The sequence below is a fragment of the Pseudomonas faucium genome, from assembly GCF_021602585.1.
Lineage (GTDB): Bacteria > Pseudomonadota > Gammaproteobacteria > Pseudomonadales > Pseudomonadaceae > Aquipseudomonas > Aquipseudomonas faucium.
This window is the reverse complement of the sequence record NZ_BQIP01000031.1, coordinates 12,433-36,760: the sequence shown is the minus strand read 5'-3', so window position 1 is coordinate 36,760 and position 24,328 is coordinate 12,433. Positions and strand designations below refer to the sequence as shown.

Annotated in this window: 22 protein-coding genes; 12 read left to right on the top strand and 10 right to left on the bottom strand. The window is 66.2% G+C overall.

Translation table 11 applies throughout. The features are described 5' to 3' along the window. On the bottom strand, window positions 1-1,059 hold the full coding sequence (gene bioB, locus L6D75_RS24875; RefSeq protein ID WP_176514863.1) for a biotin synthase BioB: 1,059 nt from the start codon (window positions 1,057-1,059) through the stop codon (window positions 1-3). An 89-nt stretch (window positions 1,060-1,148) separates the two neighbouring features. On the opposite strand from bioB, the gene L6D75_RS24870 reads away from it, so the two are divergent. From L6D75_RS24870 to rarD, 4 genes are all read left to right on the top strand, one after another. Further along, window positions 1,149-1,886 carry a ComF family protein gene (locus tag L6D75_RS24870; RefSeq protein ID WP_176514861.1) on the top strand — a complete coding sequence of 246 codons (738 nt, stop codon included), beginning with the start codon at window positions 1,149-1,151 and terminating at the stop codon, window positions 1,884-1,886. 54 nt (window positions 1,887-1,940) lie between these two features. Beyond that, window positions 1,941-2,705, top strand: a complete 765-nt coding sequence (locus tag L6D75_RS24865) for a TOBE domain-containing protein (RefSeq protein ID WP_176514859.1) — start codon at window positions 1,941-1,943, stop codon at window positions 2,703-2,705. A gap of 142 nt (window positions 2,706-2,847) precedes the next feature. Continuing rightward, on the top strand, window positions 2,848-3,822 hold the full coding sequence (locus L6D75_RS24860) for a serine/threonine protein kinase (RefSeq protein ID WP_176514857.1): 975 nt from the start codon (window positions 2,848-2,850) through the stop codon (window positions 3,820-3,822). A 64-nt stretch (window positions 3,823-3,886) separates the two neighbouring features. After that, window positions 3,887-4,774 (top strand): EamA family transporter RarD, encoded by an 888-nt coding sequence (rarD, locus tag L6D75_RS24855; protein WP_176514855.1) that lies wholly within the window; start codon window positions 3,887-3,889, stop codon window positions 4,772-4,774. A 219-nt stretch (window positions 4,775-4,993) separates the two neighbouring features. On the opposite strand, the gene L6D75_RS24850 is transcribed toward rarD, so the two are convergent. After that, window positions 4,994-5,512 carry a glycine cleavage system transcriptional repressor gene (locus tag L6D75_RS24850; protein WP_176514853.1) on the bottom strand — a complete coding sequence of 173 codons (519 nt, stop codon included), beginning with the start codon at window positions 5,510-5,512 and terminating at the stop codon, window positions 4,994-4,996. Window positions 5,513-5,967: 455 nt separating this feature from the next. On the opposite strand from L6D75_RS24850, the gene L6D75_RS24845 reads away from it, so the two are divergent. Continuing rightward, window positions 5,968-8,145, top strand: coding sequence for a malate synthase G (locus L6D75_RS24845; RefSeq protein ID WP_176514851.1), 2,178 nt, complete (start codon window positions 5,968-5,970; stop codon window positions 8,143-8,145). Between the two features lie 114 nt (window positions 8,146-8,259). Here L6D75_RS24845 and L6D75_RS24840 read toward each other — a convergent pair whose 3' ends face one another. Further along, window positions 8,260-8,703, bottom strand: a complete 444-nt coding sequence (locus tag L6D75_RS24840) for a response regulator (protein WP_176514849.1) — start codon at window positions 8,701-8,703, stop codon at window positions 8,260-8,262. 190 nt (window positions 8,704-8,893) lie between these two features. Between L6D75_RS24840 and L6D75_RS24835 the strand changes: the two genes are divergently transcribed. The 7 genes from L6D75_RS24835 (at window position 8,894) to L6D75_RS24805 (ending at window position 17,253) form a co-directional block, all read left to right on the top strand. Beyond that, window positions 8,894-10,831, top strand: coding sequence for a putative nucleotidyltransferase substrate binding domain-containing protein (locus L6D75_RS24835; protein WP_176514847.1), 1,938 nt, complete (start codon window positions 8,894-8,896; stop codon window positions 10,829-10,831). Further along, the gene (locus tag L6D75_RS24830; protein WP_236193878.1) at window positions 10,828-11,538 is read left to right on the top strand and encodes a 3'-5' exonuclease; all 711 of its coding nucleotides are present in this window, start codon (window positions 10,828-10,830) and stop codon (window positions 11,536-11,538) included. Before L6D75_RS24835 ends, L6D75_RS24830 begins: the two co-directional genes overlap by 4 nt. A gap of 201 nt (window positions 11,539-11,739) precedes the next feature. After that, a complete protein-coding gene (locus L6D75_RS24825) occupies window positions 11,740-12,258 on the top strand; it encodes an RNA polymerase sigma factor (RefSeq protein WP_236193877.1) in 519 nt (172 codons plus the stop codon). Then, entirely contained in the window at window positions 12,255-13,211 is a 957-nt protein-coding gene (locus L6D75_RS24820) for a FecR domain-containing protein (protein WP_176516932.1), read from the top strand. Before L6D75_RS24825 ends, L6D75_RS24820 begins: the two co-directional genes overlap by 4 nt. 237 nt (window positions 13,212-13,448) lie before the next feature. Then, on the top strand, window positions 13,449-15,881 hold the full coding sequence (locus L6D75_RS24815) for a TonB-dependent siderophore receptor (RefSeq protein ID WP_176516935.1): 2,433 nt from the start codon (window positions 13,449-13,451) through the stop codon (window positions 15,879-15,881). Between the two features lie 83 nt (window positions 15,882-15,964). Next, a complete protein-coding gene (locus L6D75_RS24810; protein ID WP_176516937.1) occupies window positions 15,965-17,077 on the top strand; it encodes a PepSY-associated TM helix domain-containing protein in 1,113 nt (370 codons plus the stop codon). After that, the gene (locus L6D75_RS24805; RefSeq protein ID WP_176516939.1) at window positions 17,074-17,253 is read left to right on the top strand and encodes a hypothetical protein; all 180 of its coding nucleotides are present in this window, start codon (window positions 17,074-17,076) and stop codon (window positions 17,251-17,253) included. Before L6D75_RS24810 ends, L6D75_RS24805 begins: the two co-directional genes overlap by 4 nt. A gap of 75 nt (window positions 17,254-17,328) precedes the next feature. Here the strand turns inward: L6D75_RS24805 and L6D75_RS24800 are convergent, their stop codons facing one another. The 7 genes from L6D75_RS24800 to waaF are packed head-to-tail and all read right to left on the bottom strand — an operon-like array spanning window position 17,329 to window position 24,286. Continuing rightward, window positions 17,329-18,768 (bottom strand): lipopolysaccharide kinase InaA family protein, encoded by a 1,440-nt coding sequence (locus tag L6D75_RS24800; RefSeq protein WP_176516941.1) that lies wholly within the window; start codon window positions 18,766-18,768, stop codon window positions 17,329-17,331. Further along, window positions 18,768-19,520, bottom strand: coding sequence for a lipopolysaccharide kinase InaA family protein (locus tag L6D75_RS24795; RefSeq protein WP_176516943.1), 753 nt, complete (start codon window positions 19,518-19,520; stop codon window positions 18,768-18,770). Before L6D75_RS24795 ends, L6D75_RS24800 begins: the two co-directional genes overlap by 1 nt. Continuing rightward, window positions 19,517-20,251: a lipopolysaccharide kinase InaA family protein gene (locus L6D75_RS24790; RefSeq protein ID WP_176516945.1), complete on the bottom strand. Its 735-nt coding sequence runs from the start codon at window positions 20,249-20,251 to the stop codon at window positions 19,517-19,519. The genes L6D75_RS24795 and L6D75_RS24790 overlap by 4 nt, the downstream gene beginning before the upstream one ends. Continuing rightward, on the bottom strand, window positions 20,251-21,057 hold the full coding sequence (rfaP, locus tag L6D75_RS24785; RefSeq protein WP_176516947.1) for a lipopolysaccharide core heptose(I) kinase RfaP: 807 nt from the start codon (window positions 21,055-21,057) through the stop codon (window positions 20,251-20,253). The genes L6D75_RS24790 and rfaP overlap by 1 nt, the downstream gene beginning before the upstream one ends. Further along, window positions 21,054-22,178, bottom strand: a complete 1,125-nt coding sequence (locus L6D75_RS24780) for a glycosyltransferase family 4 protein (RefSeq protein WP_176516949.1) — start codon at window positions 22,176-22,178, stop codon at window positions 21,054-21,056. Before L6D75_RS24780 ends, rfaP begins: the two co-directional genes overlap by 4 nt. Continuing rightward, window positions 22,178-23,236 (bottom strand): lipopolysaccharide heptosyltransferase I, encoded by a 1,059-nt coding sequence (gene waaC, locus L6D75_RS24775; RefSeq protein WP_176516952.1) that lies wholly within the window; start codon window positions 23,234-23,236, stop codon window positions 22,178-22,180. Before waaC ends, L6D75_RS24780 begins: the two co-directional genes overlap by 1 nt. Then, the gene (gene waaF / locus L6D75_RS24770) at window positions 23,237-24,286 is read right to left on the bottom strand and encodes a lipopolysaccharide heptosyltransferase II (RefSeq protein WP_176516954.1); all 1,050 of its coding nucleotides are present in this window, start codon (window positions 24,284-24,286) and stop codon (window positions 23,237-23,239) included. Window positions 24,287-24,328: the final 42 nt, after the last annotated feature.

The following is a 24,328-nucleotide window of genomic DNA, read 5'->3' as shown; positions in this document are numbered from 1 at the left end:
TCAGGCCGAGGCTGCGTTGTAGAACAGCTCGCTGCTGCGTTGCTCGACCAGCGCCTGCTCGATGGCGGCCTGGTGCACTTCGTCGGCATGCTCTTCACGCGTTTCGGGCTTGATGCCCAGGCGCGCGAACAGCTGCATGTCCTTGTCGGCCTGCGGGTTGGCGGTGGTCAGCAGCTTCTCGCCGTAGAAGATCGAGTTGGCACCGGCCATGAAGGCCAGGGCCTGCATCTGCTCGTTCATCTGCTCACGGCCGGCAGACAGGCGCACGTGCGACTTGGGCATGAGGATGCGCGCCACTGCCAGCATGCGGATGAAGTCGAACGGGTCGACATCTTCTTCCTCGGCCAGCGGCGTGCCGGCCACCTTCACCAGCATGTTGATCGGCACCGACTCCGGGTGTTCGGGCAGGTTGGCCAGCTGGATCAGCAGGCCGGCGCGGTCATCCAGCGACTCGCCCATGCCGAGGATGCCGCCGGAGCAGATCTTCATCCCGGCATCGCGTACGTAGGCCAGGGTCTGCAGGCGCTCGCCGTAGGTGCGGGTGGTGATGATGCTGCCGTAGAACTCAGGCGAGGTGTCGAGGTTGTGGTTGTAGTAGTCCAGGCCGGCCTGGGCCAGGGCCTGGGTCTGCTCCTGGTCGAGCTTGCCGAGGGTCATGCAGGTTTCCAGGCCCATGGCCTTGACCCCTTTGACCATCTCCAGCACGTAGGGCATGTCCTTGGCGGACGGGTGCTTCCAGGCAGCGCCCATGCAGAAGCGCGTGGAGCCGATGGCCTTGGCCCGGGCGGCCTCTTCCAGGACCTTCTGCACTTCCATGAGCTTCTGTTTTTCCAGCCCGGTGTTGTAGTGGCCGGACTGCGGGCAGTATTTGCAATCTTCCGGGCAGGCGCCGGTCTTGATCGACAGCAGCGTCGAGACCTGCACACGGTTGGGGTCGAAATGCGCGCGGTGCACGGTCTGCGCCTGGAACAGCAAGTCGTTGAACGGTTGCTGGAACAGTGCCTTGACCTCTGGCAGGGACCAGTCGTGACGTGTTGTAGCAGTTGTGCTGGCGCTCATCGGCGTTTCCTTGTTTAGGCTGTAGCTGGCGCCGGGACAGGAATGCCCGCCAGCGCATCACGGATAGCTCGCATAGTCATGGAAGGCTTATGAACTGTCAACCGCATGTAAAAGCACTGGTTTACAACTGTACAAATATTAACCATCGCTGTTTGCTCTGTGACGAGCCGGCCGAACAGCCCTACCCCCTGTGCGCGGCCTGCGAGCAGGAACTGCCCTGGCTGGACGAGCACTGCGTGCGCTGCGCGCTGCCGCTGCCCATGGCCGGCTTGACCTGCGGCCCGTGCAGCCGGTGTGCTCCGGCCTTCGAACATGTCGTCGCGTTGTGGCACTACGGGTTTCCCGTGGACACCTTGATCAGCCGCTTCAAGCACCGCCGGCAATGGCCGCTTGGGCGGTTGATGGCCGAACTCCTGGGCCATGGCCTGCTTCACCGCTATGCCGAAGGGCTGGCGGTGCCCGAGCTGTTGTTGCCGGTGCCGCTGGCCCGGCGGCGGCTGCGTGAACGGGGGTTCAACCAGGCCGGCCTGCTGGCGCGCTGGCTCTCGTCACAGCTGAATGTGCGTTGCGATGAGCGCCTGCTGCTGCGCACCCGCGACACGCCTGCCCAGCAGGGGCTGGATGCCAAGGCGCGGCGCCGGAACCTGCGCCAGGCGTTCAGCCTGCAGCGCCCAGGCATGTTCCAGGGCAGGCATGTCGCCCTGGTCGACGATGTGCTCACCACCGGCACCACGGCCCAGGCGATTGCCCAGCTTCTGCACAAGGATGGCGCGCGGCGCGTCGATGTCTACTGCCTGGCGCGCACGCCAAAGCCGGGCCAGGCTTGACTGTGCACCGGCACGAAGGCACCGTCGTGCCATCAGCCCATGACCGCCAAGCCCATGTCCCTACCTGCCCTGCTCACCCAACACATCGCCCGCCGCCCGCAGCGCATCGCCCTGCTCCAGCACGTCGCCGAGCAAGGCTCGATCACCCGCGCCGCCAAGGCGGCCGGCATCAGCTACAAAGCCGCCTGGGATGCCATCGACGAACTCAACAACCTGGCCAGCCAGCCGCTGGTCGAGCGCAGCACCGGTGGCCGCGGCGGCGGCGGCGCGCGCCTTTCGGCCGAAGGCGAGCGGGTGCTGCGCCTGTACCAGCGCCTGCAGAACCTGCAGGCCCAGCTGCTTGAAGCCGCAGAAGAATCCAGCGACCTCGACCTGCTCGGGCGTCTGATGCTGCGCACCAGCGCGCGCAACCAGCTGCAGGGCCAGGTCAGCGGCCTGCGCCGCGAAGGCCGGCACGACCGGGTGAGCCTGGCCCTGGGTGGCGGGCTGGAAATCGCTGCGCTGATCACCCATGACAGCACTGCGCGCCTGGAGCTGACCCTGGGCACCATGGTGGTGGCGCTGCTCAAGGCGGGCTGGGTGCAGCTGCTGGGGGCCGGCGACGAGACAGAGGCAGGCAGCAATGTGCTTGAAGCCACCGTCGAAGAAGTGCTGGTCGATGGCCACGAGCCCAGTGAAGTGCGCCTGGCGCTGAGCAATGGGCAGACGTTGTATGCATTTGCCGAAGCGCAGTGGCTGGCGCAGCAGAAGGTGCAGGCGGGGAGCCCGGTGCGGGTGCAGTTTCATCCGTCGTCGGTGTTGCTGGGGGTACCGGTCTAGGCTGGCCGCGCTGCGCGCGGTTCGCGGGGCAAGCCCGCTCCCACAGGTTCACCGCCGAGGGGCAATACTGTGGGAGCGGGCTTGCCCCGCGAAAGGGCCGGCACTGATACCATGAGGCCTTGCAGCCAGCCCCGGAGCACTCATGTCGCACCCCTTCGCTACACTTACCCCCGACCTGGTCCTGGACGCCGTGGAAAGCCTCGGCTTTCTCAGCGATGCCCGCGTCCTCGCGCTGAACAGCTACGAGAACCGCGTCTACCAGGTGGGCATCGAGGATGCGCAGCCGCTGATCGCCAAGTTCTACCGCCCGGGCCGCTGGAGCGATGCCGCGATCCTCGAAGAGCACCGCTTCAGCGCCGAACTCGCCGACTGCGAAGTGCCCGTGGTCGCACCGCTGCAGCACGAAGGCCAGACCCTGTTCGAACACCAGGGCTTTCGCTTCACCCTGTTCCCGCGTCGCGGCGGCCACGCACCTGAGCCCGGCAACCTCGACCAGCTCTACCGCCTGGGCCAACTGCTGGGCCGCCTGCACGCCGTGGGCGCGACACGCCCGTTCGAGCACCGTGAGGCACTGGCTGTGGACAACTTTGGCCACGCCTCGCTGAACACCCTGCTCGACGGTGGCTTCGTGCCCAAGGAGCTGCTGCCCGCCTTCGAATCGGTAGCCCGCGACCTGCTCAAGCGCGTCGAAGACGCCTACGCCCGCACGCCCCACCAGGTGATCCGCCTGCACGGCGACCTGCACCCCGGCAACCTGATGCACCGCGACGAGGTCTACCACGTCGTCGACCTCGATGACTGCCGCATGGGCCCGGCCGTGCAGGACCTGTGGATGATGCTCGCCGGCAGCCGCGAAGAGCGCATGGGGCAACTGGCCGAGCTGATCGATGGCTACAACGAATTCCACGACTTCGACCCGCGCGAACTGGCCCTGATCGAGCCCCTGCGCGCCCTGCGCCAGTTGCACTACAGCGCCTGGCTGGCGCGGCGCTGGGACGACCCGGCGTTCCCGCCGAGCTTCCCCTGGTTTGGCCAGCCGCGTTACTGGGGCGACCAGATTCTCGCCCTGCGCGAGCAACTGGCCGCGCTGGATGAACAACCGCTGAAATTGTTCTAGAAGCGCGCCGCGCTCTGTCTACAATGGGCGTCGCTTCAATTAGCTTCCTAAGCAAGGATTCTGCATGCACGCCGCAAACCCGCGCCGCGGGTACCTCCTGGGCCTTGGCGCCTACATCATCTGGGGCTTGTTCCCGCTGTACTTCAAAGCGATCCAGAGCGTTCCGGCGGTGGAAATCATCGTCCACCGGGTGCTCTGGTCGGCGCTGTTCGGTTCGCTGTTGCTGCTGGTGTGGAAACACCCCGGCTGGTGGCGCGAATTGCGCGACAACCCGCGCCGCCTGGCCATCCTCGCCCTCAGTGGCACGTTGATCGCCGCAAACTGGCTGACGTATGTATGGTCGGTGAACAACGGCCGCATGCTCGAAGCCAGCCTTGGCTACTACATCAACCCGCTGGTGAACGTGCTGCTGGGCATGCTGTTGCTGGGCGAGCGCCTGCGCCGCCTGCAATGGCTGGCCGTGGGCCTGGCGGCGCTGGGGGTGGCGCAGCAGGTGTGGCAGGTGGGGAGCCTGCCCTGGGTATCGCTGGTGCTGGCATTGACCTTCGGCTTCTATGGCCTGATCCGCAAGCAGGCGCCGGTCGCCGCGCTGCCCGGGCTGGTGGTCGAGACCTGGATGCTGGTGCCGCTGGCGCTGGGCTGGCTGCTGCTGCACCCCACCGCGATAAGCGCACAACCTTCGTTCTACACCAGCAGCGAGGCGCTGTGGCTGATGGCGGCGGGGCCGGTGACGCTGGTGCCGCTGGTGTGCTTCAACGCTGCGGCGCGGCACCTGCCCTACACCACCCTGGGCTTCCTGCAGTACCTGGCGCCGACCCTGGTGCTGATGCAGGCGGTATGGCTGTTCGACGAGCACCTGTCGCCCAGCAGCCTGGTGGCGTTCGTGTGCATCTGGGCGGGCCTGGCGCTGTACAGCGTCGATGCGTGGCTGAATTTGCGCAAGCGCGCCTGATCAAAAAATGATCACATCTATGCAGGCCACGTGGTTCGTGGCCTGCGCAGAGATCTCCAGAGGTTATCCACACCCTGGTCCCCGGCGTTTGTGCACAAGCCACTGAAAACTGGGTGTTTTTTGCTCAAACGGCGGGAGGGCTCGCCCTTGTTGGGCTGGCGAGGTGCGCCCCCAGCTTATCCACAGGGCCATCCCCGCATATTCGGGATAATCGCCTGCTCAATCTTCGGGGCGCAGCTTCAACTCCACCATCAAGTCATCCGCCAGGCTCTCCAGCTTGCGCTGCAGCTCATCCAGCGACAGGGTCAGCGGCAGCGCCAGCAAGGCATCGGCATGGAACAGCGGCTCGCTGCTCATCGGCGCCGGGCGCACCTCGGTGGTGAAGCGCTCCAGGTTCACCCCATGGTCGGCCAGCAGGCGGGTGATATCGCGCACGATGCCGGGCCGGTCATTGCCCACCAGTTCCATGGCGATCGGCTTCCAGGTGCACGAGGGCTCGATGCCGCTTTCGGCGATCAGCACGCGAATGCTGTACTGGCTCAGGGCCTGCAGCGACTTCACCAGCTCGTCGTAGTTCTCGGCCGGCACCGCCACCCGCAAGATTCCGGCGAACTGCCCGGCCATGCGCGACATGCGGCTTTCCAGCCAGTTGCCGTTGTGGTCGGCAATGCACTGGGCAATGCGTTCGACCTGGCCAGCCTTGTCAGGAGCGATCACGGTGAGTACAAGATGATCCACAGCGACTTCCTCTGCGTGCAGCCGCGCAAAGCGGCGAAAATTCGGGGGATCGACTCAGTATAGGCAAGGCGCGGCAACCTGCCGCAGGGCAGTCCGCGCAACTAATCGTGTACTGTTTCAAGATTTATCTGGAACAATCCACCGGTTTTTTGCGAACATACCAATTCCCAGCGTGACCCTACGCGACCAATCGGTCGCAGAGCGACGCTTTTAGTCCGATGTTTACCTGCCTGCTGCTTCATGTAGTATGCATCGGCGCGGACTACAAAACGTCGTTTCGATGTCTGCCAAGGCGCCTGTGAAAATACGCAAACCGCCCGCCAGCGCGTCTGGCGAGCTGCACCCCGCCGCGCTCGTGGATGACTGGGCAGGCACTGGTGCCGTGTTTAGAGAAGCGCTACAGGCTTAATACAGAAGAGCGAAAGCGAAATAGCTGAGCAGAGGTGAGGCAAGCAATGACTGGATACGTTCACGTCGGTGGCCTTCAGGTCGCCAAGGCCCTGTACGACTTCGTCAACAACGAAGCGATTCCTGGAACCGGCATCGATGCCAAACAGTTCTGGGCGGGTGCCGAGAAGATCATCAACGACCTCGCTCCCAAGAACAAAGCCTTGCTCGCCAAGCGCGACGAGCTGCAGGCCAAGATCGACGCCTGGCACCAGGCGCGCAAAGGCCAGGCCCATGACGCCGTCGCCTATAAAAGCTTCCTCCAGGAAATCGGCTACCTGCTGCCGCAAGTCGAAGACTTCCAGGCCACCACCCAGAACGTCGACGAAGAAATCGCCCACATGGCCGGCCCGCAGCTGGTCGTGCCGGTGATGAACGCCCGCTTCGCCCTGAACGCCGCCAATGCCCGTTGGGGCTCGCTGTACGACGCGCTGTACGGCACCGACGCCATCAGCGATGAAGGCGGTGCGGAAAAAGGCCAGGGCTACAACAAGGCCCGCGGCGACAAGGTCATCGCCTTCGCCCGCGCCTTCCTCGACCAGGCCGCGCCACTGGCAGCAGGCTCGCACGTCGACTCCACGGCCTACCGCATCGAAGGCGGCAAGCTGGTGGTCACCCTCAAAGGCGGCAGCAACAGCGGCCTGCGTGACGACGCCCAGCTGATCGGCTTCCATGGCGACGCCGCCGCGCCGACCGCCGTGCTGCTCAAGCACAACGGCCTGCACTTCGAGATCCAGGTCGACGCCAGCACCCCGGTCGGCAGCACCGACGCCGCCGGCGTCAAAGACATCCTGATGGAATCGGCCCTGACCACCATCATGGACTGCGAAGACTCGGTGGCCGCCGTGGACGCCGACGACAAGGTCATTGTCTATCGCAACTGGCTGGGCCTGATGAAAGGCGACCTGGCCGAAAGCGTGAGCAAAGGCGGCAAGACCTTCACCCGCACCATGAACCCGGACCGCGAGTACGCCGCGCCCAATGGCGGCAGCGTCACCCTGCACGGCCGTTCGCTGCTGTTCGTGCGCAACGTCGGTCACCTGATGACCAACCCGGCGATCCTCGATGCCCAGGGCAACGAAATCCCCGAGGGCATCCAGGACGGCCTGTTCACCAACCTGATCGCCCTGCACAACCTCAACGGCAACACCAGCCGCAAGAACACCCGCACCGGCAGCGTGTACATCGTCAAGCCGAAGATGCACGGCCCCGAAGAAGTGGCGTTCGCCGCCGAAATCTTCAGCCGCGTCGAAGACCTGCTGGGCATGAAGCGCAACACCGTCAAGGTCGGCATCATGGACGAGGAGCGCCGTACCACGGTCAACCTCAAGGCGTGCATCAAGGCCGCCGCCGAGCGCGTAGTGTTCATCAACACCGGCTTCCTCGACCGCACCGGTGACGAAATCCACACCTCCATGGAAGCCGGCGCCGTGGTACGCAAGGGCGCCATGAAGAACGAGAAGTGGATCGGCGCCTACGAGAACAACAACGTCGATGTGGGCCTGGCCACCGGCCTGCAAGGCCGTGCGCAGATCGGCAAGGGCATGTGGGCCATGCCCGACCTGATGGCGGCGATGCTCGAGCAGAAGATCGCTCACCCGCTGGCCGGCGCCAACACCGCCTGGGTACCGTCGCCAACCGCCGCGACCCTGCACGCCCTGCACTACCACAAGGTCGATGTGCAGGCGCGCCAGCGCGAACTGGCTTCGCGCGTGCCGGCCTCGGTCGACGACATCCTGACCATCCCGCTGGCTGCCGACACCAACTGGTCGGCCGAAGAGATCCGCAACGAACTGGACAACAACGCCCAGGGCATCCTCGGTTACGTGGTGCGCTGGATCGACCAGGGCGTCGGTTGCTCGAAGGTGCCGGACATCAACGATGTCGGCCTGATGGAAGACCGCGCCACCCTGCGCATCTCGGCCCAGCTGCTGGCCAACTGGCTGCGCCATGGCGTGGTCAGCCAGGAGCAGGTGCTGGAAAGCCTCAAGCGCATGGCTGCGGTGGTGGACAAACAGAACGCCGGTGACGCCCTGTACCGCCCGATGGCGCCGAACTTCGACGGCAACGTCGCGTTCGAGGCGGCTGTGGAACTGGTTGTGGAAGGTGCCAAGCAGCCGAACGGCTATACCGAGCCGGTGCTGCACCGTCGTCGTCGCGAGTTCAAGGCGCGTAACGGGTTGTAAATTGCAGGGGGCCGCTTTGCGGCCCTTTCGCGACACAAGGCCGCTCCTACACAGTGATCCCTGTAGGAGCGGCCTTGTGTCGCGAAAGGGCTGCAAAGCAGCCCCAACCCTGCATCACTCGATCTTCAACTCCCTCTTCACCAGCGCCAACAGCTTGCCCAGGTCCACCGGCTTGAGCAGAAAGTCCACCACCCCCAGGTGCATCACGTCCACCGCCTCCTTCACATCGGTGTCGCCCGACACCACGATGATCGACAACGCCGCCCGCTCCGACTCACGCACCTGACGAATCAGTTCCAGGCCATCCTTGGGCTGCATGCGCAGGTCGGTGATCATCAAGGCGATACGCGGCTCGTAGTGCAGCTTGAACATCGCCTCCTGGGCGCCATCGGCCATCATGCAGTCGATGCCCCGGCTCTTGAGGTACAGGCACAGAGCCTCGCTGTTCACCGGGTTGTCATCCACCACCAGCACCACAGGTTTAGGTGCCACCGGCGCACTCACCACGGCCAATGCTTCACGCTCCGCTTCACTCAGGATGTCGTCATGCTCAACCATGGTCGTCTCGTCAAAAAAATAGCCCGCTCAGCCGGTATGACCACGCCTTGAGAAATTGATCACAGCACGCCCCTAGACTTACGTCCAATGGGCACCGCACGGCGGCAAGCCGACCATGGGGGCCGAGAACAACAAGGCCGGCACCTATATATAGATATATATAGTTCGGCGTAGCGATACGGTCAGTTTCATGAGCAAAAAGGACGCCTACAGCCAGGCGGGCAGGACTGCCGTCCTGCAGAACATCCAGGGCACCCTGCAGTTCCTGCAGCGCTTCCCACCGTTCAACCAGATGGAGCACAGCCACCTGGGCTTTCTGGTGGAACAGTGCCAGCTGCGGTTCTACGCCAGCGGGGAAAGCATCCTCAAACCGGCGGACGGCCCGGTCGAGCACTTCTACATCGTCAAGCAGGGGCGCGTGGTCGGCGAGCGCCAGCACCTGGTCAAGCCGGGCGTGGAAACCACCTTCGAGATCACCAGCGGCGAATGCTTCCCGCTGGCAGCCCTGCTTGGCGAGCGCGCCACCCGCACCGAACACCTGGCCGGCGAAGACACCTTTTGCCTGCAATTGAACAAATCGGCCTTCATCCGCCTGTTCTCGATGTCGGATGTGTTTCGAGATTTTGCACTGCGCGGCGTCAGCAGCCTGCTCGAGCAGGTCAACCAGCAAGTGCGCCAGCGGGCGGTGGAAACCCTCGGCACCCAGTATTCGCTGAACACGCCGCTGGGCGAACTGGCCATGCGCCACCCGGTGGTGTGCACCCCGGATACCCCCCTGCGCGACGCCGTGCGGCTGATGCACGAGCAGCAGGTCGGCAGCATCGTGGTGGTCGACCCGCAGCGCTACCCGGTGGGCATCTTCACCCTGCGCGACCTGCGCCAGGTGGTGGCCGAAGCCGACGCCGACCTGGGGGCGCCGATCGACCGGCACATGACCGCCAAGCCGTTCTACCTCAGCCCGCAAGCCAGCGCCTTCGACGCGGCCATGGCGATGACCGAGCGGCACATCGCCCACGTCTGCCTGGTGGACAACCAGCGCCTGTGCGGCGTGGTGTCCGAGCGTGACCTGTTCTCCCTGCAGCGGGTCGACCTGGTGCACCTGGCGCGCACCATCCGCCACGCGCCGCGCCTGGAGACGCTGGTCTCGCTGCGCGGCGAAATCGGCCAGCTGGTCGAGCGCATGCTCGCCCACGGCGCCTCCTCAACCCAGATCACCCAGATCATCACCCTGCTCAACGACCATACCGTGTGCCGGGTGATCGAGCTGGCCCTGGCCGAACGCGGCGACCCCGGCGTGCCCTTCAGCTGGCTGTGCTTTGGCAGCGAAGGCCGCCGCGAACAGACCCTGCACACCGACCAGGACAACGGCATCCTGTTCGAGGCCGCCGACGCCACCGAGGCCCAGGCCATTCGCAGCCGCCTGCTGCCGCTGGCGCAATACATCAACCAGTGCCTGGCCCAGTGCGGCTTCACCCTGTGCAAGGGCAACGTGATGGCCGGCAACCCCGAGTTGTGCCTGTCGCGCGCCGAATGGGCCCGGCGTTTTGCCGGATTCGTGCGCGAGGCCAGCCCGGAAAACCTGCTGGCGTCGAGCATCTACTTCGACCTGCGCGTGGTCTGGGGCAACGAGCAAGGTGGCGAACAACTGCGCCAGCAACTGCTCGAGCAAGTGGCCGATAACCGCATCTTCCAGCGCATGATGGCCGACAACGCTCTGCGCCAGCGGCCGCCGGTGGGGCGCCTGCGCGAGTTCGTGCTGACCCGCCAGGGCAACGACAAGGCCGCCACCCTCGACCTCAAGGTCCAGGGCCTGACCCCCTTCGTCGATGGCGCAAGGCTGCTGGCCCTGGCCAACGGCATTGGCGCCTGCAATACCCTGGAGCGCCTGCGCCAGCTGGTCGAGCAAGGCGTGATCGAAGCCCTCGATGGCGCCGCCTACGAAGAGGCCTACCACTTCATCCAGCAAACCCGCATGCAGCAGCACCAGTGCCAGACCCGCGACAACCTGCCCTATTCCAACCGCCTGGACCCGGACAGCCTCAACCACCTGGACCGGCGCATCCTGCGCGAGTCGCTGCGCCAGGCCCAGCGCCTGCAAAGCAGCCTGGCCCTGCGGTACCAGCTGTGAGCCTGTTCGCCTGGCTGCGCCCGGTCAGCGTGCCGCTCGCAGACGCCGCGCGCGAGCGGCTGGCGCGCTTGCCCAAGGCGGCGCCGCTGGGTGTGTGTTCGTTGCGCGAACAGCGCTGGGTGGTGCTCGACCTGGAAACCAGCGGCCTGAACCCCAACCGCGACCAGGTGCTGTCGATCGGCGCCGTGGCCATCGAAGATGGCGCCATCGACTTTTCCCAGCAGTTCGAGCGCACCCTGCACCGCCCGCTGCAGAAGACCAACGCCAGCGTGCTGATCCATGGCCTGGGGCCAAGCGCCCTGGCTGCAGGCTGCGACCCGGCCGAAGCGCTGCTCGAGCTGCTCGAATTCATCGGCGCCAGCCCGGTGCTGGCGTTTCACGCGCCGTTCGACCAGCGCATGCTGGCCCGGGCGCTGAAGCAGAGCCTGGGCTACCGGCTGCAAGGGCATTTTCTCGACGTGGCCGAACTGGCGCCGATGCTCAACCCCGATACCGTGCTGCGCGAGGCCGGGCTGGACGACTGGGTGGCGCGCTTTGGCCTGCAGATCGACGAACGCCACCACGCCAGCGCCGATGCCCAGGTGACGGCGGAACTGGCGCTGATCCTGCTCAGCCAGGCACGCCGCCAGCAGCTCGACAGCCCATTGCAGCTGGAGCAGCGGCTGCGCGGGTGGCGGCGGCGCAAGCTGCAGAACCATGGCCTTTAGGCCGGCAAGCCGCTCCCAAAAATCAAGGCTGGCGCTGTACCTGTGGGAGCCGGCTTGCCGGCGATAGGGCCAGCCCTGCCCCCTTCGATCCCCCTGCCATACTGGCAATCCGATAAGCGTCCATTGCACCCCACCCCCCGCCTCTGCAACAATCGCGAATAATTATCGTTAGTTAATGCATTCGTTCCGGGGGGACGCTGCGTGTCTTCTGCACCAAGCCCACACGCCAATCTGGTCGGTGCGCTGTATCGCGACCATCGCAGCTGGCTGCTCGCCTGGCTGCAACGCAGCATGGCCTGCCGTCAGCGTGCCGAAGACCTGAGCCAGGACACGTTCGTGCGCCTGCTCGGCCGCGAACAGCTGGAGACCCCCCGCGAACCGCGCGCCTTCCTCGCCGCCGTGGCCAAGGGCCTGATGTTCGACCACTTTCGCCGCGCCGCACTGGAGCAGGCCTACCTGGCCGAACTGGCGCGCCTGCCGGAAGCCGAACACCCCTCGCCGGAAATCCAGCACCTGATCCTCGAAGACCTCAAGGCCATCGACCGCCTGCTCGGCAAGCTCTCGAGCAAGGCCCGCGCCGCCTTCCTGCACAACCGCCTGGACGGCATGGGCCACGCCGAGATCGCCGAGCGCCTGGGGGTGTCGGTGTCGCGCGTGCGCCAGTACATCGCCCAAGGCATGCGCCAGTGCTACATCGCCCTGTACGGGGAGCCGACGTGAACGCTGCACCGGTTTCAGCCCGAGTCCTGGAAGCCGCCATTGCCTGGAAACTGAGCCTCGACGAGGGCAGCGGCACGGCCGATGAACGCAACGAATTCATGCGCTGGCACGCCGCCAGCGAAGAACACGCCCGCGCCTGGCGCCAGCTTGGCGTGCTCGACCAGCGCGTCAGCGCCGCCGCCGGCCCCGCCCGCCAGGCCCTGCTGCAATCACGTGTCAGCCTGCGCCGGCGCATCGGCAGGGCCGGCAGCGGCCTGGCCGGCATGCTCCTGCTCGGCACCTTGCTCGGCTGGCTCGGCGCGCCGTCGCTGCAGCCCAGCTACTGGCTGGCCGACCAGCGCACCGCCACCGGCGAGCTGCGCACCCTGCGCCTGGAAGACGGCACCCTGCTGAGCCTGAACAGCCACACGGCGGTCGATATCGACTACGCCGGCGAACAGCGCGTGCTGGTGCTGCACCAGGGCGAGATTTCGGTGGAAACCGGCCACCAGGACCCTCGCCCCTTGCTGGTGCGCACCGACGATGGCCGCCTGCGCCCCCTGGGCACGCGCTTTCTGGTACGCCGCGAAGACCACGGCACGCGCCTGGAAGTGCTGCAGGCCTCGGTCGCCGCCATGCCGCTCAACAGCGGCGACGAGCAAGTGCTGCACGAGGGCCAGCAGGTGCTGATGAGCAGCAATGGCCTGGGCCATGTCGGCCCGGTGCAGGCCGGCGCCGATGCCTGGACCCGCGGCATGCTGGTGGTCGACAACGTGCGCCTGGCCGACCTGCTGGCCAAGCTCGGCCAGTACCGCAACGGGCACCTGGGCGTGGCGGATGAAGTTGCCGACCTGCGCGTGTCGGGCAGTTTCCCGCTGACCGATACCGACCTGGCGCTGGCTTCGCTGGTGCCGGCGTTGCCGGTCAAGGTCGAGCGGCATACGCAATGGTGGGTGACCGTAGTTCCCAAGTAGTTCCCAAGTAGTTCCAACCGTAGTGGCCTCATCGCCGGCAAGCCGGCTCCCACAGAGAAAAGCACAGCCCCTCTGAGCGGTGACTTTCCTGTGGGAGCCGGCTTGCCGGCGATAGGGCCGGAACAGCCCACAACCAAAACCAAACAATTCTCACTTTTTTTCAGATTACCCCTGTCACTTCTGAAATCTCGCTCGGCAAGGAAGCAGAAAGCACTTATCCGTCGAGGAGCCCGCTGCATGTCCCGTGCCGTTGATCGTTTCCTGCGTCCCAGCCTGATGGCCCTGGCCATCGGCCTGGCCGCGCCATTGGCCAGCCCTGCCCTGTTCGCCGCCGAGCAAAATGCCCCGCGCGCCTACAACCTGCCCAGCGCCCCGCTGGCCAGCACCCTGAACCAGATCGCCAGCCAGTCGGGCATTGCCCTGGCCATCGACCCGGCACTGGTCAGCGGCCGCGACTCGTCCCCGGTCAACGGCCAGTACGACGGCCTCGGCGCCCTGCAGGCGGCCTTGCGCGGCACCGGGCTGCAACTGCAGCAAAGCAGCGTCGGCAGCTACAGCCTGGTGGCCGTGCCCGATGGCAGCCTGGCCTTGCCGGAAACCAGCGTGAACGCCAGCAGCGACAGCGAAAGCGCCTGGGGCCCGGTGGAGGGCTACCTTGCCAAGCGCACCGCCGCCGGCACCAAGACCGATACCGCGCTGGTGGAAGTGCCGCGCTCGATCTCCGTCGCCACCCGCCAGCAGATGAGCGACCGCGGCGTGCACAGCCTGGACGACGCGGTGCGCTACATGCCGGGCATCGTCTCGGCCAGCTACGGCAGCGACACCCGCTATGACTGGATGCGCGTGCGCGGCTTCGAACCCACCCAGTTCCTCGACGGCCTGCCGCTGCCGCGCGGGGTGTACGCCAACCCGAAAGCCGAAACCTGGAACCTCGACCGCCTCGCCCTGCTGCGCGGCCCGGCGTCCTCGCTGTATGGCCAGACCCCGCCCGGCGGCCTGCTGGACATGGTCAGCCGCCGCCCGCAGGCGCAGAGCGAACATGAAATCGAGCTGCAGTACGGCAGCGACAACCACCGCCAGATCAACTTCGCCAGCACCGGCAAGATCGACGACCAGGGCCAGTTCCTGTACAGCGTCAGCGGCGTGATCCGTGACGGCGGCACGCAGATCGACCACATCGACGACAAGCGCTACAACATCGCCCCGAGCCTGACCTGGAACATCGACGACGACACCTCGTTGACCCTGCTGTCCCAGTTCACCCGCGACGATACCGGCGCCACCAGCCAGTTCCGCCCGATCCAGGGCACCAAGATCGACATGCCCTTCGGCAAGATCTCGCATCACAAGAACCTCGGTGACCCGGACTACGAGTTCTACGACCGCACCTACTACGCGCTGGGCTATGCCTTCGAGCACCGCCTGAACGATGTCTGGCAGTTCCGCCAGAACCTGCGCTACACCAAGTCGGACCTGGCCTTCCAGGTCATCACGCCCGGCGCCTACTACGAGCCCGGCGGCCCGGTGAAAGACGACGGCACCGTCAGCCGCATGTCCACCAACACCGATGAAGACATCAGCCAGTTCGCGGTGGACAACAACTTCCAGGCCGACTTCGCCACCGGCGACGTCAGCCACACCCTGCTGCTCGGCCTCGACCACCAGCGCGTCAACAACAACTACCTGTCGATCTATGGCTTCAACGTGCCGGACAGCAACGTCAACAACCCGATCTACGGGTTGCCGATCACCCGCCCTGATCGCTCCACGGCGTTTTACGACTACGACCAGAAAACCCGCCAGACCGGCGTTTACGTGCAGGACCAGATGGCCCTGGACAACTGGCGCCTGACCCTCGGTGGCCGTGAAGACTGGGTGCATACCAGCACCAAGTTCTTCAACAAGGGTGACGCCACCAACACCCAGCGCGACAAGAAATTCAGCGGCAACGCCGCCATCAGCTACGTGTTCGACTCGGGCTTCGTGCCCTACCTGTCCTACGCCGAGTCGTTCCAGCCGGCCAGCCACGCCGACGCCGACCCGGAGAAGTCGTTCAAGCCCACCGAAGGCAAGCAATGGGAGCTGGGCATCAAGTATCAGCCGCCGGGCTCCAACACCCTGCTGTCGGCAGCCGTGTATGACCTGACCCAGAAAAACGTCTCGGTCACCAACAACGTCGGCGGCGTGCCGATCACCAGCCAGACCGGCGAAGTGAAGGTGCGTGGCCTGGAGCTGGAAGCCGTTTCCGACGTCACCGACAACCTCAAGGTGATCGCGGCCTACACCCTGGCCAAATCGGAAGTGCAGGACGGCCAGTACAAAGGCAACCGCCTGCAGCTGATGCCCAACCAGCAGGCCTCGCTGTGGGCCGACTACACCTGGCACACCGGCGTGCTCGACGGCTTCGGCATCGGCGCCGGCGCCCGCTACACCGGCAACACCTACGGCAACGAGGCCAATACCTACCTGGGCAAGGCCAACGCCTACACCGTGTTCGACGCCTCCGTGCACTACGACCTGGGCCGCCTGGACAACAGCCTCAAGGGCGCCTCGGTGGCCGTCAACGCCACCAACCTGCTGAACAAGGACTACATCTCCACCTGCGACGGCTACTACTGCTACTACGGCGACGAGCGCAGCGTGGTCGCCAGTGCCACCTACAAGTGGTAAGCAGTTGACGCTGTGAGCTCGCCGGCCAAGCCGCCCCCCCGTGGGCGGCTTTGGTCTTTCTGAACGTCGAGAAATAAAATGTAATGAAAAGCCCAACCATCCGCCGCTGGTCCGTGATCCATACCTGGAGCAGCCTGGTTTGCACGGTGTTCCTGCTGTTGCTGGCCCTCACCGGCCTGCCGCTGATCTTCCACCACGAGCTTGAACACCTGCTCGGCGATGCCGCCGAGTTGCGCGAGCTGCCGCCCGGCACCCCGCACCTGGACATGCAGCAACTGGTGATCAAGGCCGAGCAGCACCGCCCTGGCGAGGTGATGCAGTACTTCGGTTTCGACGAAGACGAGCCCAATGGCGTGATGGCGATCACGGCCGCCACCGCCGGCACCGAACCCAATTCGTCGCACACCTTCATGCTCGACGCCCGTACCGGCGAGGCCGTGGCCATGCCGGCAGCCAACGGCGGCTTCATGATGATCATGCTGCGCCTGCATGTGGACATGTTCGCCGGCCTGCCGGGCAAGCTGCTGCTGGCCTTCATGGGCGTGCTGTTCGTCGTCGCGATCGTCTCCGGCACGGTGCTCTACGCACCGTTCATGCGCCGCCTGGCGTTCGCCACGGTGCGCCACGACAAGTCGCGCCGCCTGCGCTGGCTCGACCTGCACAACCTGATTGGCGTGGTCACCCTGGCCTGGGCCTTGACCGTGGGGGTCACCGGGGTGATCAGCGCGCTCTCCGACCTGGTCATCGCCGCCTGGCGCAACGACAGCCTGGCCGCCATGGTCGCCCCGTACCGCGATGCGCCGCCGCTGACCGAACGCGCCCCAGCCAGCGAGCTGCTGGCCATCGCCGAGCGGGCCGCCCCGGGCATGCGCCCGGACTTCATCGCCTTCCCCGGCACCCGCTTCTCCAGCGAACACCACTACGCCGTGTTCATGAAAGGCGCCACGCACCTGACCTCGCACCTGTGGACCCCGGTGCTGATCGACGCCCGCACGCTGGCGGTCACGGCAGTCGGCGAGCGCCCCTGGTACATGGACGCCATGGGCCTGTCGCAGCCGCTGCACTTTGGCGACTACGGCGGGCGGCCGATGCAGGTCCTCTGGGCCGTGCTCGATGTGCTGACCATCGTCGTGCTCATCAGCGGCCTGTACCTGTGGTGGGGCAAGCAGCGCAAAGGCAAGGGAGCACGCCCATGAGCCACCGATCGCAATCCACCTGGCGGCTGTTCACCTGGCCGCTGCTGATCGCCTTGCTGGGCGCCGGCGGCCTGTTCGCCGCGCTGCTCGGCGACGGCGGCTGGGATGTATTGTCCTGGGTCGGGCTCGGCATACCCGCGCTGCTCAGCGCACGGGCACTGTTCTGGCGCCGTTGAGGCTGACCAGTGACTGAGCAGCAGTTCTTGTGGGAGCCGGCTTGCCGGCTACCACAAAGGCGGGAGTGTGTTGCGTCAGTCCAGCTTCGGGAGCAACCGGTCAAGCCGCTGGTGCAAGGCACTGCCACTTGGCCAATTGCGCAGCAGCCGCGCACGGTCACGGGCATAGGCCGGGGCGAAGCTGAGCTGGGTGGCGTGCTGGCACATGGCATCGAGGTCGATCAGCGACCACTGGCCGTTCTGCCAGAACAGGTTGTGCCCCTTGAAGTCGCCATGGCTGATGCGCTCGCGAATCAGCTGCTGCATCAGGTGCACCAGCGCATCGACCTGCTCTTCAGGCGCATCGCCGTTTTCCACGAACGGCGCGAAGCACGCGGTGAGGTCCGGGCCATCGGCAAATTCGGTGACCAGAAACGCCCGGCTGCGCAGGCCCATCACCCGCTGCTCGAGCACCGCCAGCGGGCGCGGCGTGGCGATGTCGAGGAACTCCAGGCGGTGGCCTTCGATCCAGGAATGCCAGGCACGGCTCGGGCGCCAGAAGCGCTTGAACCAGTGGGCGGTGTTCTTGATGTTGTAGCGCTTGAGCACCAGCGTGCGGCCACCCACCTCGATGCGTGCCACGCTGGCCGCACCGCCGGTCTTGTACAAATGGCCCTGGTCGATCAGCGCATCGGCCTGCTCCAGCACCGGCAGCATGGCCTGCACTTCGCCACGGCGAATGGCCCGCAGGCCAGACATGCTGCGCTCGACGCTGAACAGCGTGCATTCGCGGCCGGCCTTTTCCAGGTAGTCCTTCAGGCGCCAGTTGCGCACCTTGTCCACCTGCTTCTGCAGCGCTTCCATGGGCAAGGCATGCTCGCCATTGGCCAGCAGGTAATGCACCAGCAGCTCTTCGATGAAGGGCTCCAGGCGCTTGGGCAACTGGGCAAAGAACACCCCGAGGTTTTCCAGCACACGCGAGCGCGACAGCTGCTGGCCCGGCGTTTCGGCCTTGATGCCGGCGCCGTCGATCAGGTACAGCTGGCCGCCATGGCGCAGCAGGTTGTCCAGGTGCAGGTCTTCCTGCCACAGGCCCTTGGCGTGCATCTGCGCCACGGCCGTCAGCGCTTCACCGAGCACCAGGTGCTGCTCGTCGGCCAGCACTGGCAGGTCTTGCACCGCGGCCCAGGCATCGGCCAGGCTTTGCGCACCGTCCAGGTACTCGAACAGCAGCCAGCCGCCCTCGCCTTCCTTCAGGCCGTCGGCCAACAGCTTGGGCGTGGTCAGGCCTTGCTCGGCCAGCAGTTTCACACCCTCCAGCTCGCGCTGGAAATGCCGGGCGGCGCTATTGCCCACCAGCAGCTTGGCCAGCACCGGCGTACCACGCCAGACGCCAGCACCCACGTAGCGCTGGCCGGGCAATACCCGCAGCAGGCTCAGCAGCTGCAGCTCGGCGCTGCCAGCGGCATCGGCCAGGGTCACCGACAGCGGCAGCGATGGGCTGCGGCCGGTGGCTTTCAATTCAGACAAACGCATCAGCGGGCCTCTTTTTCACGACGGCGTTGCGTCAGGCCTTGCAGCCAGGTACCGACCAGGGCGCTGTCGGCCGGCTTGGCCAGGTAGGCGGCCAGCAGCTGGCGCACGTCCGCCTCGCTCCAGGCACGGGCGCGGCGCAGCAGCGGCTCCAGGTCCTTGAGCCGGTCACGCTTGCCGAACAGCAGCGGCCGGGTCTTTTCCAGGTCGATCAGTTGCGCGTCCCAGCCGTCACGGCGCTGGCGCAGGAAGATGTGCTTGGGGTAGAAGCAGCCGTGCACCTGGCCTGCGCTGTGCAGCGTGCGCGCCAGTTGGCCGGTGGCCTGGAGGATGCCGCTGCGCTCGGCGTCGGCCAGTTGCGGCCACTGTGCCAGCAGGCTTTCCAGGTCGCTCCAGTCGTCCAGCGCGCGGGTCATCAGCATCGCCCGGTGCTCGCCGCCCTGCTTGCGCTCGCCGTAGAACACCGCCTGCAAGGCCGGGATCTGCAGCTTCTGGTAACGGCTGATGTTGCGAAACTCGCGGGCGAAGGTCGGTTCGCCCAAGGGCCGGTGCAGGGTGCGGGTCAGGTAGTTGCACTGGCGCTTGAGGTAGTAGCCCTTGCCTTCGAGCTCCAGGCGAAACACGCTGCTCCAGCCGCCACGGCCGGTGTTGGGTTCATCCACGGCGTCGAGCTGCAGCGCCCACAGCGCCTCGAAATCGTTCAGGCCATGGCGCTTGAGCAGCGCGATGTCCGCGCTGGCCAGGTAATCGGTCATTCCCTTCCCTCGAAGAAGCTCAGTACCTGACGAATGCGCCGCTTGTCGCGCAGGTTCAGGCGCTCGCGCCCACGGTACTGCAGGTAGAAACGCAGGCGCTGGGTCGCCGACAGGTGATATTTGGCGACCTTATCCAGGCACGCCAGGTCCTTGACCATGCGGTGGCGCCACATGAAGCCACGCCAGAAGTCGCCGGTCGGGCAGTCGATGAAGAACACCGTGCCCTTGTCGTCGACCAGCAGGTTGCGCCATTTCAGGTCGTTGTGGGCAAAGCGGTGCTCGTGCATCACCCGGGTGTGCCGGGCCAACTGGCGGCTGAGGTGGTCGACCCAGTGGCGGTCGGCCAGGCGCGGGTCGTTGCGCTCGGCCAGCGCCGACAGGTCTTCGGTGTTGGGCAGCTCGCGGGTGATCATCGCCCCGCGGCCAAACGCCAGGCCGTTGCGCTCCAGGCCCCAGGCGACCACTTCGGCGGTGGGGATGCCCCACTTGGCGAACTGCTTGAGGTTCTGCCATTCGGCCTTGATCCGCGGCCGGCCCAGGTAGCGGCGCATGTGCTTGCCGGCGCCGGTGTAGCGTTTGACGTAATAGTGGACGCCGCCACGCTCGATGCGGATGACCTCGCTGATGGGGTCACGGGTCAGGCGTTCGCCCTGCAGGGCGAATACCGCATCGAGGCTGCCGAAGTCCGCCGCCAGGTGTTCATAGCCTGGCGCCAGGTTCCAACTCGCCATCAGAGTGCATCCCCATAGCGTTGCTTGCGGTCGTAGAGTTTCTGCGCCTTGCGCTCGAGCCAGGCGATCAGCGCCGCCTCTTCGGCAAGCACCTGGCGCAGCGGGCGCTGGAAGTACCCGCGCAGAAAGCGCAGCTTGTCGCGCTGGGTCAGGCCGATGTCCAGCGCCGAGAAGTACAGCGCGGCCAGGTCCTTGTCGCGCCAGCGGCGGCTGACGGTGGCGCGGGTCTGGGCGCGGTGCAGGTCGATGACCGACAGCTTGAAGTCGTCCGCCGTCACCGGGCGGTCGGTGTGCAGCAGGAAGTGGCAGATGTAGCAGTCGCGGTGGTTGACCCCGGCGCGGTGCATGCCGCCGGTCATCTTCGCCACTTCGGCGATCAGCGCACGCTTGAGGCGTGGCTCGGGCGGCTGCTTGAGCCAGTCGATGCTGAAGTCTTCCAAGCTGATGGTCGGCGCCAGCTCTTCGGTGACGATGAACGAGTGCTGGGTCGCCGGGTTGCTGCCGCGCTCGCCATAGGCAACGGCGGTCATGGTCGGCACACCCACCTCATGCAGGCGCTGGATGGCCTGCCATTCCTGGCCGGCGCCGAGCACCGGCAGCTTGGCGGTGAACAGGTTCTTGAAGATCTCGCCCCAGCCGATGCCGCGGTGGATCTTGACGAAAAAGCCCTCGCCATCGACCTCGGTACGCAGCGTGCGGCGCCCTTCCAGCTCGCGGTACACCTCGCCTTGCAGCGCTTCCACGGCCTCGAAGGCGTCACGCCCGGCCCACAGGCGCTTGAAGGGTTCGGCCAGTATCAGCTTCATGCGGTCTCCTGCCCCAGGATCACGTCGGCAGCATGCTGCGGCATGCTGTACAGGTCAGCGGTCTCGGCAAAGGCCAGGCCGTTGCGCGACCACTCGGCGCGCGCTTGCGGCTCATCGAGCATGCGCTGCAGGTAGCGGTTGAGCTGCTCTTGCTCGAACGGCTCGTCGAGCACCAGGCCGCAGTCGGCCTCGGCGATGTAATGGGCGTAGCCGCAAACCTTGGACACCAGCACCGGCAGGCCGGCCACCAGGGCTTCGAGCAGCACCGTGCCGGTGTTCTCGTTGTAGGCCGGGTGAATCAGCAGGTCGGCGCCGAGCAGGAAGCGCGGGATGTCGCTGCGCCCCTTGAGGAACTGCACCTGGTCGCCCAGGCCCAGGGTGGCGCTTTGCAGCTGGAACACCTTGGGGTCGTCCTGGCCGATGACCATCAGCCTGGTGCGCTTGCGCAGCGCCGAGGGCAGCGCGGCCAGGGCCTTGAGGCTGCGGTCCACGCCCTTGGTCTTGAAGCCCGAACCGATCTGCACCAGCAGCAGGTCGTCATCGCCCAGGTTGAATTCCCGGCGAAACTCGGCGCGGATCTCGGCGGCATTGGCCGGCGCGCGGCGGTCCTGGGAAATACCTGGCGGCAGCAGGTGGAAGCGCTCCACCGGGGTGCCGTAATGCTTGATGAACAGCGGCTGCTGCACCTCGGAAATCATCAGCACTTGGGTGTGCGCGTCCTTGGCGAACACGGCCCGCTCGTACTCGGCAAAGTGCCGGTAGCGGCCCCAGCGCCGGTACAGGCCGCCACGCAGGGTCTGGGCCTTGTCCTCGAAGCAGCCGTCGGCGGCGTAGTACACGTCCAGCCCCGGCATCTTGTTGAAGCCCACCAGGCGGTCGACCGGGCGCTTGGCCAGGTCAGCAGCCATCCAGGCGCTGAGCTTCTCGTTGCGCCGGTGGTTGAACAGCGCCTTGACCGGCGCTACCAGCACCTCGAAGCCCGGCGGAATATCACCCTCCCAGATCAGCGTGTAGACGCGGATCTGGTGGCCCCGCTTCTGGCATTCCAGGGCAATGCGCATGAAGTCGCGCTGCAGCCCGCCGAAGGGGAAATACTTGTAAAGCACGAAAGCCAGTTGCATCAACGGACATCCTCAGCCAGCAGCAGCGCGCTCAAGCGGCTCGCCACATGCTCGGGATTCAGGCGAGTGAAGCACAGCGGCCACTCGCGTTTCAGATCGAACCGGCGCAGGTCGTCGGCGCTCGGTTTGTAGGTGCACTTTTTCTGCAGGCACGGCGCGCAGGGGAAGTCGCTGGCCTGGTGAACCTGGACGCGGCCATAGGCGCCGGTCAGGCCCGGGTTGGTCGGGCCGAACAGGGAAATGGTCGGCACATCCAACGCCGCGGCCAGGTGCCCAAGGCCGGTGTCCACCGCCACGCAGGCCTTGGCTGCCGCCAGCACGCGGGCGACGCCGGCAAGGTTCAACTTGGGCAGCACCTGGCAGTTGTTCAAGCCTTGGGCAATGCGCTCGGCACGGGCCTTCTCCGCCGGGTTGCCCCATGGCAGGCGCACTTGCAGCTTGCGCCGGCCCAGGCGTTCGGCCAGCTCGCGCCAGTAGGCTTCGGGCCAGTGCTTGGTCGCCCAGGTAGTGCCGTGCAGGAACACCACGTAGGGTGCCGCCGGCGGCAGTTGCAGGCGGTCGAGGTCCAGGCCGTAGTTGCCGATGCCTTCCGGCAGGTCGTAGGCCAGGGCCATGGCGAACAGCTGGCGCACACGCTCCACCGCATGCTGGCCGACCGCGACCGACAGGCGCCGGTCATAGAAGCGGCTGGCCAGGCCTTCACGCGCCGAGAAGCGGTCCAGGCCGGCCACCGGGGCCTTGACGTAGCGGGTCAGCCAGGCCGACTTGACCAGGCCCTGGGCGTCGATCACCAGGTCATACTTGTGCTCGCGCAGGCGCTGCTTGAAGGCCTTCCACTCGCCGCTCTTGAGGGTCTGCCAGAGGTTCTTGCGCCAGCGGCGGATGGCCACCGGGATGACCCGGTCGACCGCCGGATGCCGGCTGGGGATTTCGGCGAAGCCTTCTTCCACCACCCAGTCGAAGCGGATGCCCGGGATCGCGTGGGCGGCATCGGTGAGCGCCGGCAGGGTGTGGATCACATCACCCAGCGACGAGGTCTTGATGATCAGTACCCGCACTTAGTCGACCTCGGCCACGGCATCGATCAGGTTCGGCCCGCCCAGGCTGTGCAGGGCAGCGATGACTTTGCCCGGCTCCAGCAGGCGCAGGCAGTTGTAATGGCCGAAGCGGCAGGTGCGGTCGAAGCACGGGCTGCATTCGATGCCGGTGCGCACGATCTCCACCTGCTCTGCCAGCGGTGGCGTGAAGCCAGGCGACGTGGAGCCGTACACCGCCACCAGCGGGCGGTTCAGCGCGGCGGCCACGTGCATCAGGCCCGAATCGTTGGACACCACGGCATCGGCGCAGGACATCAGGTCGATGGCCTCGGCCAGCGAGGTTTCGCCCGCCAGGTTGTAGGACTCCTCCCGCAACCCCGGGATCAACCGGCCGCGGATCTGCTCGCCGACGGCGTGGTCGTTCTTCGAGCCGAACAGCCACACCTGCCAGCCCTGGCGAATCATCGCGTCGGCCACCTCGGCATAGTGCTCGGAAGGCCAGCGCTTGGCCTCGCCAAACTCGGCGCCGGGGCACAATGCCAACACCGGGCGGTCCAGCTCCAGGCCGAACTTGGCCATGGCCGCCTCGCGGCTCGCGGCTTCGATCTGCAGGCTGGGCCGCGGATAGGGCTGCGCCAGTTCGGCACCGGGCGCGTAGGCCAGGGCCATGAAGCGCTCGATCATCAGCGGGTAGCGGGCCTTGTCCAGCTTGCGCACGTCGTTGAGCAGGCCAAAGCGCATTTCGCCGCGCCAGCCGGTGCGCTTGGGGATGCCGGCGAAGAACGGCACCAGCGCCGACTTCAGCGAGTTGGGCAAAAGGATGGCCTGGTCGTACTGGCCGGCCAGGGACTTGCCGATGCGCCGGCGCGTGGCCAGCTCCAGCGCGCCGTGGCCGAGCGGGAAGCTCAAGGCCTGGCGCACCTCGGGCATGCGTTCGAGGATCGGCCGGCTCCACTCGGGGGCCAGGACGTCGATCACGCAGTCGGGGTGCTGCTGTTTCAGGCACTGGAACAGGGTCTGCGCCATCACCATGTCGCCGACCCAGCTGGGGCCAATGATCAGTATTCTCATGCTTAGTCCAGAAACGCTCGGGGAGGCTGCAGGCTGCATTAC